This is a genomic window from Nonomuraea sp. NPDC004580 (assembly GCF_040609855.1).
GTDB classification, from domain to species: Bacteria; Actinomycetota; Actinomycetes; order Streptosporangiales; family Streptosporangiaceae; genus Nonomuraea; species Nonomuraea salmonea.
The window spans coordinates 60,153-73,037 of the sequence record NZ_JBEXLH010000024.1; the positions used below are offsets into that span (position 1 = coordinate 60,153).

Genomic DNA, 12,885 nt, shown 5'->3' on the forward strand with positions numbered 1-12,885 from the left:
GGTCAGGCGAACTGCTGCCAGCCGAGCCTGATCACCATGGCCACGACCACGACCAGCAGCACGATCCGGACGAACGCCGCGCCCCGTTTGAGCGCCGTCCGCGCCCCGAACTGCGCGCCCGCCACGTTGCACACCGCCATGCCGAGGCCGAGCGCCCACTGCACGTGCCCCTGCACCGCGAACACGGCCAGCGCGCCGACGTTCGTGCCGATGTTGATGATCTTCGCGGAGGCGGACGCGGAGACGAAGTCCAGCCCGAGGATGGTGGTGAAGGCGATGATGAGGAACGTTCCCGTCCCCGGCCCCATGATCCCGTCGTAGAAGGCGATGCCGACCCCGGCCGCGGCCACCGCCGCCACCACGCGGGACGGGGTGCGCAGGTGCGGCACCGGCACCGCGCCCATGCTGGGCCGCAACGTCACGAACACCGCGACCGCGACCAGCACCACCATGACGGCGGGCCGCAGCACGTCGGCCGAGATGGACGCCGCCGCCCACGCCCCGAGACCGGCGCTCACCATGGCCATGGCCGCCCCGGGGATCGCGACCTGGCGGTCGACCTTGGTGGAGCGCGCGTACGCGACGGCGGCGGAGGTGGTGCCGAACACCGACGACAGCTTGTTGGTGGCCATCGCCTCGACCGGCGGCATCCCGGTCACCAGGATGGCGGGGAGTTGCAGCAGCCCGCCGCCGCCCACGACGGCGTCGATCCACCCGGCTCCGGCCGCTGCGGTCAGCAACACGAGGACCTGCTCCAGCGGCACGCGCGATTCCCCCCGATTCCCCCCAAGAAACACCAAGAGTGTACAAGCCGGGATCTGGTCACTCCGTCATCGGCCCTGGGGAGCTCGAACGCGGAGCGGGACCCGTGACGAGGTCCCGCTCCAGCGCGTTCAGAGGGTCAGGCAGCCCACCAGCGGGACTTCGGGCGGGATGACGACGGCCCCGGCGGGGTCGGCGATCGTGCCGGTGGCGCAGTTGGCCATCACGACCGGGTCGGTCTTCTGGAGCGACTCGATCATGCTCATCTTGGCCGGGTCGATCACGGCGTGCGCGGCCGGCGCCGCCATCAGGAAGCCGCCCGCCAGCGCGGCGACCATGGCGAGGCTACGAGGGGATGGACGCATGGATACCTCCATGATTCAGGGGACAGAAAGCGCGGCGCCCGAGCGGCGCCCGTGACGCCGCGCCACCTGCTGTGATTACCCTCCGTGACATCACCCACCGTCACCATCGGTGACGTTGCGCTGTCGCGGGCTCGGCCTGCTTCTACCGCTCCGGCTAGGTCCGCGCGGTCACTCTCACGCCGGTCGCGACCACCGCGAGGCAGATCAGCGCCACGCCGGCCACCGCCGTCAGCATGATCGGGTACGGCAGCCACGCCGACAATCCGGCCAGCAGGGCAGGAAGCAGGAATCCCGTGTACGCCAGCATGTAGTAGACCCCCGTCAGGCCGGCCAGGTCGTCCGCGCCCGCCATGCGCTGGATCTCCAGCAGCCCCGACACGACCGCGATCCCGTACCCCATGCCGAGCACGGCCGCCGCGGCGGCGGCCAGCCACGGCGACAGCAGCCCCGCCGGGTCCGGGCTGGGCGTGCGCGTCTCGGGGACGCGCAGCAGCAGCACGGGGACGGCCACGGTGAGGAGCACGTGCACGACGTACGGGCTGACCATGGGCCACGGACCCCACTGGGCCAGCGCGCCCGCCACCCCCGCGCCCAGCCCGAACCCGGCGGTCTGGCACAGCGAGGCGCGCCGGGCGGGCAGAGCGCCGTCCTCGCCCGCTGACAGCTCCTTCACCCAGCTGCTGCCCACGGCCATCGCGATGCCCACCGCCACCCCGGTGAGCAGCCGGCCCGCGTAGATCGCCCACGCGCTCTGGGCGCCGAAGCACAGCACGAGGCTCGCCAGCGCCGACGCCGCCGTGCCCGCCGCGAGCACGGGACGCCGGCCGCGCCGGTCCGACACGGGGCCGGCCAGGAGGAGGCCGGGGACGAGGCCGACGACGTACGCGCCGAGGAAGGCGTCCACGTCGAGCGTGGAGTAGCCGCCGAGGCGGCGGTACATGAGCAGCAGCGGCGTGAACTGGTTACCGCCCCACCCGCACAGGAGCATCGCCAGCGCCACGACCCGCCAGGAGAACGTGCGGCGGGCGGCCGGCTGGGTTTCGAGCATGGAAGGAGGAACTTTCGAGGTCGCGACGGGCAGGCGTGCAGGGTCAGTGCGGGGTGCCGTGGGTGGCTGTCAGGTGGGCCTCGAGGGCGGCGGCGAAGGCGGCGCCGTCGCCGCCACGCAGATGCTCAAGGAGGGTCTCGTGCTCGCCCGCCAGCAGCGGCAGCCGCTCGGGACGCAGGCGTAGCGCCGAGAGGCTCATGCGGCGCTGACGGTCGCCGAGGGTGGCGTAGAAGCGGCCCGCCAGCCGGTTGCCTGACGCCTCGACGATGCACCGGTGGAACGCCTCGTCCGCCTCGGCGAACCCGCCGACGTCGGCCGCCGCCGCGAGGTCTCGCTGCCGGGCCAGGAGGTCGCGCATCCGCTGGTCGTACTCGCCGGGCAGACCGGTCCTGGCGATGCGCTCGGCGGCGGAACGTTCCAGCGCGAGCCGCAACTCCAGCACGTCGGCCGCCTCTCCGGGCGGCACCGGCACGACCACCGCGCCGCGCTTGGGATGCAACGCCAGCAGCTCCTCCGACTCCAGCCGCAGGAACGCCTCACGCACGGGAGTCCTGCTCACGCGTACGCGCTCGGCGATCTCACCCTCACTGATGAGGCTCCCACCGGGCAGCTCGCCGGAGAGAATCAGCTCCTTGGTGACGGTGTACGCGGCGTGAGCAGCGGAAGGACGCTTGGCGGTCTCGGGCATACGTCCAGGCTAGCAGCCTTGCATGCAAGCATGTATCTATGATGCCGCCGCGCGGGAGAAGCGATCGGCGAGGTGGGCGAAGGCGGCCTTCAGCTCGGGCGGCCCGACCACCTCGATGTCGGCGTCGAACCTCCCGAGCGCCGCGGCCAGCCCCGGCCACGACCACGAACCCAGGACGAGCCGGCACCGATCCGGCCCGAGCGCCTCGACCAGCCCTTCGCGGGTGTATCGGGACACGACGTCGGCGGGCAGATCGAGAATCACCTCACCCCGGCACGGCCAGTCCGCCCCAGATGTGGGGCTCGGGTCGGGGGCGCCGCGGAAGCGGGCGGCGACGAAGGCGGCCACGTCCCCGCCGGGCAGCTCGCGCGGGGTGAAGCGGGGGCCGTTCGGGGTGCGCGGGGTGATGCGGTCGGCGCGGAACGTCCGCCAGTCGTCGCGGTCGAGGTCCCAGGCGACGAGGTACCAGCGCCCGCCCCAGGTGACGAGATGGTGCGGCTCCACCCGCCGCAGCACCTCCTCCTCCGCAGAGCGGTAGCCGAAGCGGAGGACCTCGTGGTCGTGGGCGGCGGTGCTGACGGCCATGAGGACACCGGTGTCCACGGTCGGTGCGGGCCGGTCGGTGGGGCGTCCGACGGCGGTGACGCGTACGGTGTCGATGCGGCGGCGCAGCCGGGACGGCATGACCTGCCGCACGGTCGTGAGCGCCCGCGCCGCGGCCTCCTCGATGCCCGCCCCGGCCGCGGTGGCGAGCTGGAGCGCGACGGCCACCGCCACCGCCTGCTCGTCGTCGAACAACAGCGGCGGCAACTGCGCACCCGCCCCCAGCCGATAGCCCCCGTCGGGGCCCTTGAAGGTCACGATGGGATAGCCCAGCTCGCGCAGCCGGTCGACGTCGCGCCGGACGGTGCGCGGGCTGACATCCAGCCGCTCGGCCAGCAGCGCCCCCGGCCAGTCGCGGCGGGACTGCAGCAGGGAGAGCAGGGCCAGCAGGCGCGCGGAGGTCTTCTGCATGCCTGCCATGATGCCCGCAGTAGCGGCCACATCCTGTCCCCTTCTCCTGCCAAGATCGGCGGCGCTCCAGAAGCGGCCACGACCTGGCCGCAATGCCTGCCAGAGTTGTCGGTGCAGCGCCGATCTCGTACCCCCAGAAGGATGCTCATGGTCGTTCTCAGCACGCGGGCGCTCAACCGCGCCACGCTGGCCCGGCAGTCCCTGCTCGGACGGGCCGCCGTCCCGGCCCTCGACGCGGTCGCGCACCTGTGCGGGCTGCAGGCGCAGGAGCCGCAGGAGCCGTTCGTGGGGCTCTGGTCGCGGTTGTCGGCGTTCGGCCCCGAGGCGCTGTCGGACCTGCTGACCGGACGGCAGGTCGTCCGCGTCCACCTCATGCGCAGGACCGTGCACCTCGTCACCGCCGAGGACGCCCTGGCCTGGCGGGCCCGCCATGACGGGATGCTGCGGCAGAAGGTGCTCACCACGTACCGGCGGGAGCTGGCCGGCGTCGACGTGGAGAAGCTGCGCGAAGCGGCCCTGGAGATCATGGCGGACGGCGAGCCTCGCTCGATGGGCGAGATGGGACGCGCGCTCGCCGAGCGCTGGCCCGAGCCGGGCCCGCGGCCGCTGGGCGAGCTGGCGATGGCCGCGCTGGTCCCGGTGGTGCAGCTGCCGCCGCGCGGGCTGTGGCGGACGACGGCGGGGGTGCGGAACGCGCTGCTGGAGTCGTGGCTGGGCAAGGAGATCGAGCCGCTGCCCGCCGACGGCTCCGACCTCGTGGGCCGTGAGCTCGTCCGTCGCTACCTCGCCGCCTACGGCCCCGCCGCCGGCGCCGACCTGCGCGCCTGGTGCGGCCTGACCGGGCTGCCGGCCGCGGTGGCCGCGGTGCGGGACGAGCTGGTCACGTTCAAGGACGAGCGCGGGCGGCTGCTGCTCGACCTGCCGGACGCGCCGCTGCCCGACCCCGGCACACCCGCCCCCGTACGCTTCCTGCCCGCCTTCGACAACGCGATCCTCGGCTACGACGACCGTACGCGGATCATCGACGACGCCCACCGGAACCTGTCGGTCAGCGGAGCCCGCGTGGTCCTCGTGGACGGCCGGGTGTCCGCCACCTGGATCACCGCCCGCGAGTCGGGAGCGGTGGTCGTCACCCCTCTGCGCGATCTCACCGCGGCCGAGCGGGCGGAGCTGGTCGAGGAGGGGCAGGCGCTGGCGTCGTTCCTGTCGGACGGCGAGACCGACGAGGTACGCCTGACCTGAACGCCGGTTACGTCATTTGTCGTGTCCCGCACCGGGCATCCCCCCGTCTCCGCCCCGCCCTCCCCCGCTCCCCGGCGGGCAAGCTGGAACTGGCCTGGGCCGGACGCGTCCTCACAGACCACGGAAGTAGTAGTCGTACCAGGTGCCGTCCTCGTCCTGGCTCCGCCTGACGTACCGGAAGCCGGACCGCTGGGCGACGGCGATGGACGGGGCGTTCTCCGGCTCCGCCCGGATCAACGCAAGCAATCGAATATCGGCTGGAACGGCCGCTGATCAGCGCGTGATCAGGCCGAGCGCCGCGTCCAGCGCCGCGAGCTGCGGGACGGCAGCCCCGTTCGAGGCGGCGGCTGCGGGATCCAGCAGGATGGCCCACATCAGGCCGTCGATGATCGCCAGGAGCAGGCGGGCGAGCGCTTCAGGGTCCTGTTCCAGGTCCAGCTCTCCGGTGCTGCGCGCGTACCGCAGGGCCTGGTCCAGGTTGCCGAGCGCCTCCTTGTGCAGTTCGGCGATCACCTCGGCGAAGTCCGGCCGCACGGCGGCCCTGGCGTAGAAGGCGGCCCAGACGCGGGCCTCACCCAGCCTGGCCGGGTCCAGGGGCAGCGACTGCAGGATCGCGGCACGCAGCGCGTCGGCGAACGTCATCCCGTCCGGGCCGCCCAGGCGGATCCCGTCCAAGCGCCGCCTGGCCGACTCGACCACGCTGACCAGGGCGAAGTGCAGCATCTCGTCCTTGGTGCGGAAGTAGCGCTGCACCGCGCCGACCGAACAGCCCGCCTCGGCGGCGACCGTACGGACGCTCACCGCTTCCATCCCCTCCCGCTCGGTGACGCGCAGCAGCGCGGCGGCGATGTGGCGGCGCCGTTCCTCGTGATCGACCGACTTCGGCATGCCTTCAGTCTCCTGCATCCGGAAATATGCGCGTACAGTCGTATTAAATACGATCGTATGCAGAAAGGAGACCTCCATGGCAGCGCACCCGCACAGAAGACGCCGCAGGATCGCGCTGGCCGGGGCCTGGCTCCTCGCCGTGACCGCACTCGTCGTCGCGGCGCCGGCGCTGCTGCCCATGCCGAACCTGGAGCTGTGGGCGCTCGGCGTGCTGGTCACGGAGTTCAGCCTGGTCCTGGCGGTCCTCGCGCTGCTGGGGGCGGGGGCGGCCGTGCCGGCGAGGAAGTGGGGGGCGGCGTGGAGCGCGGGGGTGGTGGCGGCCGTCAATGCGGTGCTGCTGGTCGCGGCCCTGCTGCCGCCGGCCTCGGCCTGGGCGACCGCACGGGAACTGAACGTCCCGCTGAGCCTGGGACCGTACCTGGATGGGCTGTCCAGCACCGCCGCACGCGGCCCCGACGCCACCGTCCGGTACGCCCGGATCGGCGGCACCGACCTCATGCTCGACGTCTGGCGTCCCCCGCGGCCGACCGGCGCTCCCCCACCTGCGGTGATCAACATCCACGGCGGCACACGGCAGGCCGGGCAGAGCCTCTTCCCGCGCTGGGACGCCTGGCTGGCCGACTCCGGCTACGTCGTGTTCGACATCTCCTACCGCTTCTTCCGCTCCCACGACTGGCGGACGACGCCAGGGGATGTGAAGTGCGCGCTGGGCTGGGTCGCCCGCAACGCGGGACGCTACGGCGCCGATCCGGACCGGATCGTCATGATGGGCCAGTCGGCGGCACGCGATCGAGCGGTTCCTGCGCGAGATCCGGTGATTTCGACGCCTTGGATACGCTTCCTCCCGGAACACGACGAGCGGGACGGGGAACGTGCGGCACGAGACTGACGGGGGGACGCGGGCGGCGTCCCTGCACGTGTTCGACATGGACGGCACGCTGCTCACCGGCTCGTCGGCCAGCCTGCAGATCGCCCGCCGGCTCGGCACGTACGACGAACTGGTCGAGCTGGAGGCCGGCTTCGCGGCCGGCGAGATCGACACGCGGGGATTCGCTGCCGCCATCCACGAACTGTGGCGCGAGCTGACGCAGGCCGCCGTGGCCGAGGCGTTCGCGGCCAGCCCGTGGCTGAACGGCATCGAGCAGGTCTGCCGCGACATCCGCGAACGGGGCGAGCGTTCCGCCGTCATCACCATGTCGCCGGACTTCTTCGCCCGCCACCTGCTCGAGCTGGGCTTCGACGAGGTGGTGGCGTCCCGGTTCCCGGCGCCGCCGTTCGCCGAACCGCTCGACCCGGCCGCCATCCTCACCCCGGCCGACAAGGTCGACATCACCGAGGAGTTGCGCCTGCGCTTCGGCCTGCCGTACGCGCGGTGTGTCGCCTACGGCGACTCCATGTCGGACGCGCCGCTGTTCCGCCGCCTGACCAACACGGTCGCGGTGAACGCCGATCACCACCTCGCCGACCTGGCCGCGCTCAGCTACCGGGGCGGCGACCTGACGGAGGCGTACGAGCTGGGCCGCTCCCTCCTGACCCCTTGACACCCTCCGCCGCCCGGGCAGAAGCTCTATTTCAGAACATTGTTCTAATATAGGGAGTGGCCATGGGCGAACTGGACGGGCGAGTCGCGATCGTCACCGGAGCCAGCCGGGGCATAGGCGCCGCGATCGCGGAGGCGTTCGGCGCGGCAGGCGCACAGGTGGCGGCCACCGCCCGCACCCTGGAAGAAGGCACCAGCCGCCTGCCCGGCACCCTACGCGACACGGTCGGCCGCATCCGCGACACCGGCGGCACCGCCGAGCCCTTCGCCGCCGACCTCTCGATCCCCGACGACAGAACTCGTCTGGTGAAGCAGGTCCTCGACCGCTTCGGCAAGGTCGACATCCTGATCAACAACGCCGCCGTCACGTTCTTCACCCCCGTCGCCGACTTCACCCCCCGCCGCATGGCGCTGATGTTCGAGGTCCAGGTCAACGCTCCGACCCACCTCGCCCAACTCGTCATCCCCGGCATGCGCGAACGCGGCCAAGGCTGGATCCTCAACATCAGCTCGGTGGCCGCCCGCCACCCCTCCTTGCCCCCGGGCCCGATGGCCGGCCTGGGCGCCACGGTGTACGGCATGTGCAAAGCCGCCCTCGAACGCCTCACCACCGGTCTCGCCGCCGAACTGTACGCCGACGACATCGCCGTGAACTGCCTCTCCCCCACCCAGGTCGTCCCCACACCGGGCACCGTCTTCCACGGCCTGACCACCGAGAACGACCCGAACGCCGAACCCCCGGAAGTGATGGCCACCGCCGCCCTGGCCCTGTGCCGCGCCCCGGCGAGCAAACTCTCCGGCCGCATCGCCTACTCCCAGGACCCGCTCCCTTGACCACCCTGCCGTTCGATCCCTCATGGGTCGCTGACCGAAGACCCGGTTGACGGTGTGGTTGCCAAGCGCGGTGGTGACCTTGGAGCATCTCCTTACCGATGCAGGCGACGTTCCCGGGAGCGGCCCCATGATCACCGAAGATCTGCCCGATCCGGAGATCGCCCTCTGGAAGGCGTATCCCGCGGCGCGTCCGGTGAATCTCTCCGGCTCTCCCATCCGGGCGACGGTCATCGCCAGGCTGCTGCTCGGCGCCCTCGACGATCTTCCCGGGCAGACGCCGGGCCTGCGCCTGTCCGGGGCTCGGATCACGGGCCGGCTGGACCTGTCGTACGCCGAAGTGCGCCACCCGCTGATCCTGACCGACTGCGACTTCGAGGAGGCCCCTGTCCTCACCGGCTCCCGCACCGGCCTGGCCGCACGACTTGGATCTCACGCGCAGCTCGATGATCTGCTGATCCTGCGCGGACAGGGCTATCACGGATACGTCGTGGCGAGCCTGGTGGAAGCCGATGAGTCCGACCGTCCTCTGTAGGAGCCGGATAAGTGGGGAATCTGCTCGTCCGGCTTGAAACCCGCTCCGCCCAGACAGCGGAAGCCCAGCTCCTGGAATTCTGCCGCCAGCCGCCTGATCTTCGCCGCAACCGCTCCCTGCGCGTTGAGGCCCGCGCCCATCAGGTCGTGGTACGCCTGCTGAGCTGCGGCCGCCTGGCCGCTGCGGCTGGTGCCGGCGTCCCTGCTGTACGCGCTCAGAGCCGCCGCCGCCTCGTCACAGCCGGCGGGCGGGGGCGTCGGCAGCGGCACAGCCGTGTCCTGGGCCACGCGCGTACGTTCCGGTGGCCGGGACGTACTGCGCTCAGACGATGGTGGGGGATGGGTGTCTTCCTGATCCGGCGAGGATGGCTCCAGGGACGGGCTGGATATCGCGGACTGAGTGACATCCACGTCGCCGGGCTTGGTGCCGGGTCCCCTCAGGAAGGTGAAGAGCGCGACCACGGCTGCGAGCGAACCCGCCACCGCGCTCACCGCCGTCCAGTTCAGCCCTGAACCAGCTTTCCCGCCGCCCGACCGCGCTGATCCACTCCCCATGCCCCCATCGTGGCCGACCCGCCCAGCCCGGTCCAGGACACCATCGGCCTTGGTCAGGCTGAGCCGTGAACCACGTCGTGGACGATATGGTGCACGGTTCCGCCCGGTTCGGTGGTGACGCGCAAGCCCTTGGCTGTCAGGGGCTCTTCCATCTCATGGAGGTTCTGGCCGGTGGCGTCGGGCAGCAGGTAGTACTCCTCCAGCAGATGCCGATGAAGTGCCGGCCGAACAGGCGACGGTATTCGTCTTCATCCCAGATCGATCGGTTGGGTATCGCGGCTGCCTGGCGATTCGCCCGGCAGCCGCGAGGTCTTGCGTCACCCAGCGTTGCACAGTCTGCCGACGTAGACGGCGTAGTAGGCGAAGGGGTCGAGCTTCGTCAGACCGGGCTTGACACACATTTCGTAATGGCCTTCGATATACGACTCGACTCTGATGATGATGTCAGTCCGCGGGCCTTCATCGCAGTGCCCATACCAGTTTCCGGTCGTGTCCCTGTAGTAGCCGCAGCGGATTTGGGCGGCTGCTTCTGGATCGGCGATCGTCGAAGCTGAGACCGGAGTCCCGGCTACCGCGACCGTGGCGGCGGCCGCTAAGGCCACGATCGTCGACTTGGCGACGGTGGGAGTGGTGAAGCGCATGATTCCTCCTGGAGATGCGGAAGATCCGACGCCAGTTAGTTGAGCGCATGGCGCTTTCGTGGCCCTGTCGTCAACATTCGGATCTCTGTCGTCAAGAGGTCACGCCAGTTCTGATGCGCGGTGAGCAGCACGGTCATCGGCGTCAACCGGGACCGTGCAGAAACCTGTGGCACGTGCCCGGGTAGCGCGGATCGTGGCGGAATGCGCTGGCTGGGACACACGCGCAAGCCCCTGTCTCACCCCTTCAAAGGATGAGGCGGACAGGGGAAGGGCTCTGGACGGAGCGCCTCGGTCCTCTTTGTGGGGCGAGCGTGCGGTGCCGTCCCGGCTCGCGATCATTGTTCATTGGTAGATCTTTTCTCTTGCCAGCTTCGACCGTAGCGCCGAAAGCGCCTCTCCTGCTTGGGATTCGCTGCCTGACAGGGCCGTCGATCGCGCTGTCTCAAGCTCGTGAGCTGCAAGGACTTCAGGTACGCTCGCTCCACCCCACATGCTCCCGGTTTAGCCTTATCAGTCCCTATTGTCATGGTCTGAATGGTTAAGTCCGATCTCGTCCCAGGAGGTCCCCCGCTTCCATGACGCACGATCTCCAGAAGTTCATCGACTCGGGCTCCTTCACGGGTCAGCCGGACCACCGGCCTCCCTATGACCACGTGGGTGAGCCGACGCGCGAGCCCCATGATGGGCCGCGCTCCGGCATGGACGACTCCCAGGGAAGGCACCAGGACCCGCATGGCAAGGGCTCGAATTCTCACGAGTTCGGGCGGAAAGGCTCCTCGGAGGAGCCGGACCTCTCGCCGGCTCCGGATCGCGGCGACAGCGGCCATGACGGCCCGAATCAGCACGGATCCCATCAGGGCGGCTCCCACCACGAAGGGGGCGGTCCGTCGTCCGCGCCGACTCGTCCCGGGCCAGAGCCGACTCACACGCCGAGTACGTCGCCGTCCGAGAGCACGCCACCCTCCGGGACGCCGACGCCCACCTCGACGTCGAGCGGACCCGCCACCACGGGTACGCCGCAACCCACCGCTTCGGACACACCGACGTCCACCGCGACGCCGTCGTCAACCCCCTCGGACTCCTCCTCCCCCACACCGACGGTGACCGAGTCCCCTTCGGCCACCCCCACAGAAACCCCCACAGCGACCCCCACAGCGACCCCTACGGCATCCGACTCGGCATCACCCACCGAAACCGCGCCTGAGCCGTCATCGCCCGCAGAAACCGCAACGGCCTCCGACGCGCCGGCGCCCACCGAGAGCGCCGCGGCATCGGAGTCGCCCGCCGCTTCGACGGCCGGCGAAGCGGCGAGCGAAGCCGAATCGTCCGCCACCTCCACGTCAGCAGCGGCGGCGGGCACGTCGACCTCCACCTCACCCACGCCGGAGGCCGAGGAAGACGAGGGCGCCGCCGCCACACCGGCATCCACCACCACGGCTTCCAGCGCCGTCCCCACGCACCTCACCACCACGGTGGCCAGCCAGCAGCGGGACGTCTCCACCACGATGGTGCTCACCTCGACCGTGCTCCTCGTGGCCGCCGTGCTGGCCGGGCTCGCGGTACTCGTGGTCAGGTCCCGCCGCACCCGCCTGGCGGCCCCGGAACCCGTCGCCGACCCCGTCCCCGCACCGCCGGCCCCGCGCCCGTACCCCGTGCAGGAGGACAACCCCTGGACGCGACAGCTTCTCGAAGCCCTCGAGAACGTCGTCGCCCTCGACGACCAGAACAAGGCGAACGACCCGCGCCCCGGCTCACCCCCACCGGACTCCGACGCGGACCCTGAGGCGACCGCCGCCTGGAGGCCGCCGTTCGCGTCCTCTGAACCACCTGGGCCTCTCGGGTCCTGGTTCCAGCCCGTGCCACGCGATCAGGACGGGAACGCCGCCCCATCCGAAAGCTCCGCTGATGATGACGACGACACCCGACCTGGGAGCACGGGTAACTCCACTTCGTAGCGGGATGACCATGATCAGGCGAGCCTCGGTTCCTCAAGTACGGTCAGGCACCGCGTCGTGGAGTGGGTCGGCCGGGTCCGATGGCGACACCGCCGTGATCTCCATGACGGGACACCAGTTGCGGGTCTATTGTTGTTGCGAATGATTCGCAACAATGATGAGGAGCGTCATGGGTCAGTACACGCTGCCCGACATGCCGTACGACTACGCCGCCCTGGAGCCCGCGATCACCGGCGAGATCCTGGAGCTGCACCACGCCAAGCACCACGCCGCCTACGTCAAGGGCGCCAACGACACCCTTGAGCGGCTGGCGGAGGCGCGGGACAAGGGTGAGTTCGGCGGGCTGGTCGGGCTGGAGAAGACGTACGCGTTCAACCTGTCAGGGCACGTGCTGCACACGATCTTCTGGCAGAACCTGTCCCCCGACGGTGGCGACCGCCCCGACGGCGACCTGGCGGCGGCCATCGACGAGCACTTCGGATCGTTCGAGGCGTTCAAGAGGCAGCTGACCACGGCCACCGCCACCGTGCAGGGCTCGGGCTGGGGCGTGCTGGCGTGGGAGCCGCTCGGCCGGCGGCTCGTCGTCGAGCAGGTCTACGACCACCACGGCAACGTCGGCATGAACACCACCCCGCTGCTCGTCTTCGACGCCTGGGAGCACGCGTACTACCTGCAGTACCGTAACGTGCGGCCGGACTACGTGGAGAAGCTGTGGGATCTGATCAATTGGAACGACGTGATCGCCCGCTACGACGCCGCACGTAGCGCCTGACCCCTGAGCCGGCGGCGCCCACCCGGCCCGAGCTTGGTCCGCGGGGCCAG

General features: G+C 70.8%; 17 protein-coding genes. 7 read left to right on the forward strand and 10 right to left on the reverse strand.

The window, feature by feature from the left end; genetic code table 11:
* Positions 1–2 precede the first annotated feature (2 nt).
* The 5 genes from ABZW11_RS24175 to ABZW11_RS24195 form a co-directional block, all read right to left on the reverse strand.
* Complete coding sequence (locus tag ABZW11_RS24175; RefSeq protein WP_355420954.1) at positions 3–764, reverse strand: TSUP family transporter; 762 nt, start codon at positions 762–764, stop codon at positions 3–5.
* A gap of 129 nt (positions 765–893) precedes the next feature.
* A complete protein-coding gene (locus ABZW11_RS24180) occupies positions 894–1,127 on the reverse strand; it encodes a hypothetical protein (RefSeq protein ID WP_355420957.1) in 234 nt (77 codons plus the stop codon).
* A 154-nt stretch (positions 1,128–1,281) separates the two neighbouring features.
* Positions 1,282–2,175 (reverse strand): MFS transporter, encoded by an 894-nt coding sequence (locus tag ABZW11_RS24185; protein ID WP_355420959.1) that lies wholly within the window; start codon positions 2,173–2,175, stop codon positions 1,282–1,284.
* Positions 2,176–2,218: 43 nt separating this feature from the next.
* Positions 2,219–2,863, reverse strand: a complete 645-nt coding sequence (locus ABZW11_RS24190) for a GntR family transcriptional regulator (RefSeq protein ID WP_355420962.1) — start codon at positions 2,861–2,863, stop codon at positions 2,219–2,221.
* 36 nt (positions 2,864–2,899) lie between these two features.
* A complete protein-coding gene (locus tag ABZW11_RS24195) occupies positions 2,900–3,877 on the reverse strand; it encodes a WYL domain-containing protein (protein WP_355420965.1) in 978 nt (325 codons plus the stop codon).
* Between the two features lie 147 nt (positions 3,878–4,024).
* On the opposite strand from ABZW11_RS24195, the gene ABZW11_RS24200 reads away from it, so the two are divergent.
* Positions 4,025–5,119 (forward strand): winged helix DNA-binding domain-containing protein, encoded by a 1,095-nt coding sequence (locus ABZW11_RS24200; protein WP_355420968.1) that lies wholly within the window; start codon positions 4,025–4,027, stop codon positions 5,117–5,119.
* A 111-nt stretch (positions 5,120–5,230) separates the two neighbouring features.
* Here ABZW11_RS24200 and ABZW11_RS24205 read toward each other — a convergent pair whose 3' ends face one another.
* Entirely contained in the window at positions 5,231–5,365 is a 135-nt protein-coding gene (locus tag ABZW11_RS24205; RefSeq protein WP_355420971.1) for a hypothetical protein, read from the reverse strand.
* Between the two features lie 27 nt (positions 5,366–5,392).
* Positions 5,393–6,007 (reverse strand): TetR family transcriptional regulator C-terminal domain-containing protein, encoded by a 615-nt coding sequence (locus tag ABZW11_RS24210; RefSeq protein ID WP_355420974.1) that lies wholly within the window; start codon positions 6,005–6,007, stop codon positions 5,393–5,395.
* Between the two features lie 76 nt (positions 6,008–6,083).
* Between ABZW11_RS24210 and ABZW11_RS24215 the strand changes: the two genes are divergently transcribed.
* The 4 genes from ABZW11_RS24215 (at position 6,084) to ABZW11_RS24230 (ending at position 8,913) form a co-directional block, all read left to right on the forward strand.
* Positions 6,084–6,896 carry a carboxylesterase family protein gene (locus ABZW11_RS24215; protein WP_355420976.1) on the forward strand — a complete coding sequence of 271 codons (813 nt, stop codon included), beginning with the start codon at positions 6,084–6,086 and terminating at the stop codon, positions 6,894–6,896.
* Complete coding sequence (locus ABZW11_RS24220; RefSeq protein ID WP_355420979.1) at positions 6,880–7,548, forward strand: HAD-IB family phosphatase; 669 nt, start codon at positions 6,880–6,882, stop codon at positions 7,546–7,548. Before ABZW11_RS24215 ends, ABZW11_RS24220 begins: the two co-directional genes overlap by 17 nt.
* A gap of 62 nt (positions 7,549–7,610) precedes the next feature.
* The gene (locus ABZW11_RS24225; protein WP_355420981.1) at positions 7,611–8,381 is read left to right on the forward strand and encodes an SDR family NAD(P)-dependent oxidoreductase; all 771 of its coding nucleotides are present in this window, start codon (positions 7,611–7,613) and stop codon (positions 8,379–8,381) included.
* Between the two features lie 46 nt (positions 8,382–8,427).
* On the forward strand, positions 8,428–8,913 hold the full coding sequence (locus tag ABZW11_RS24230) for a hypothetical protein (RefSeq protein WP_355420984.1): 486 nt from the start codon (positions 8,428–8,430) through the stop codon (positions 8,911–8,913).
* Here the strand turns inward: ABZW11_RS24230 and ABZW11_RS24235 are convergent.
* The 3 genes from ABZW11_RS24235 to ABZW11_RS24245 form a co-directional block, all read right to left on the reverse strand.
* A complete protein-coding gene (locus tag ABZW11_RS24235; RefSeq protein ID WP_355420987.1) occupies positions 8,856–9,200 on the reverse strand; it encodes a hypothetical protein in 345 nt (114 codons plus the stop codon). The two genes, ABZW11_RS24230 and ABZW11_RS24235, sit on opposite strands and share 58 nt — an antisense overlap.
* Before the next feature lie 584 nt (positions 9,201–9,784).
* Entirely contained in the window at positions 9,785–10,108 is a 324-nt protein-coding gene (locus tag ABZW11_RS24240) for a DUF6355 family natural product biosynthesis protein (protein WP_355420990.1), read from the reverse strand.
* Between the two features lie 922 nt (positions 10,109–11,030).
* Positions 11,031–11,624 (reverse strand): hypothetical protein, encoded by a 594-nt coding sequence (locus ABZW11_RS24245; RefSeq protein WP_355420993.1) that lies wholly within the window; start codon positions 11,622–11,624, stop codon positions 11,031–11,033.
* On the opposite strand from ABZW11_RS24245, the gene ABZW11_RS24250 reads away from it, so the two are divergent.
* Positions 11,581–12,063 (forward strand): hypothetical protein, encoded by a 483-nt coding sequence (locus tag ABZW11_RS24250; protein ID WP_355420996.1) that lies wholly within the window; start codon positions 11,581–11,583, stop codon positions 12,061–12,063. The two genes, ABZW11_RS24245 and ABZW11_RS24250, sit on opposite strands and share 44 nt — an antisense overlap.
* 169 nt (positions 12,064–12,232) lie before the next feature.
* Positions 12,233–12,835 carry a superoxide dismutase gene (locus tag ABZW11_RS24255; RefSeq protein ID WP_355420999.1) on the forward strand — a complete coding sequence of 201 codons (603 nt, stop codon included), beginning with the start codon at positions 12,233–12,235 and terminating at the stop codon, positions 12,833–12,835.
* Positions 12,836–12,885 lie beyond the last annotated feature (50 nt).

Coding starts and splice junctions, on each gene's coding strand:
- ABZW11_RS24180 (WP_355420957.1), bottom strand. CDS start 1,127: ATGCGTCCATCCCCTCGTAGCCTCGCCATGGTCGCCGCGCTGGCGGGC.
- ABZW11_RS24185 (WP_355420959.1), bottom strand. CDS start 2,175: ATGCTCGAAACCCAGCCGGCCGCCCGCCGCACGTTCTCCTGGCGGGTC.
- ABZW11_RS24190 (WP_355420962.1), bottom strand. CDS start 2,863: ATGCCCGAGACCGCCAAGCGTCCTTCCGCTGCTCACGCCGCGTACACC.
- ABZW11_RS24195 (WP_355420965.1), bottom strand. CDS start 3,877: ATGCAGAAGACCTCCGCGCGCCTGCTGGCCCTGCTCTCCCTGCTGCAG.
- ABZW11_RS24200 (WP_355420968.1), top strand. CDS start 4,025: ATGGTCGTTCTCAGCACGCGGGCGCTCAACCGCGCCACGCTGGCCCGG.
- ABZW11_RS24210 (WP_355420974.1), bottom strand. CDS start 6,007: ATGCCGAAGTCGGTCGATCACGAGGAACGGCGCCGCCACATCGCCGCC.
- ABZW11_RS24215 (WP_355420976.1), top strand. CDS start 6,084: ATGGCAGCGCACCCGCACAGAAGACGCCGCAGGATCGCGCTGGCCGGG.
- ABZW11_RS24225 (WP_355420981.1), top strand. CDS start 7,611: ATGGGCGAACTGGACGGGCGAGTCGCGATCGTCACCGGAGCCAGCCGG.
- ABZW11_RS24240 (WP_355420990.1), bottom strand. CDS start 10,108: ATGCGCTTCACCACTCCCACCGTCGCCAAGTCGACGATCGTGGCCTTA.
- ABZW11_RS24255 (WP_355420999.1), top strand. CDS start 12,233: ATGGGTCAGTACACGCTGCCCGACATGCCGTACGACTACGCCGCCCTG.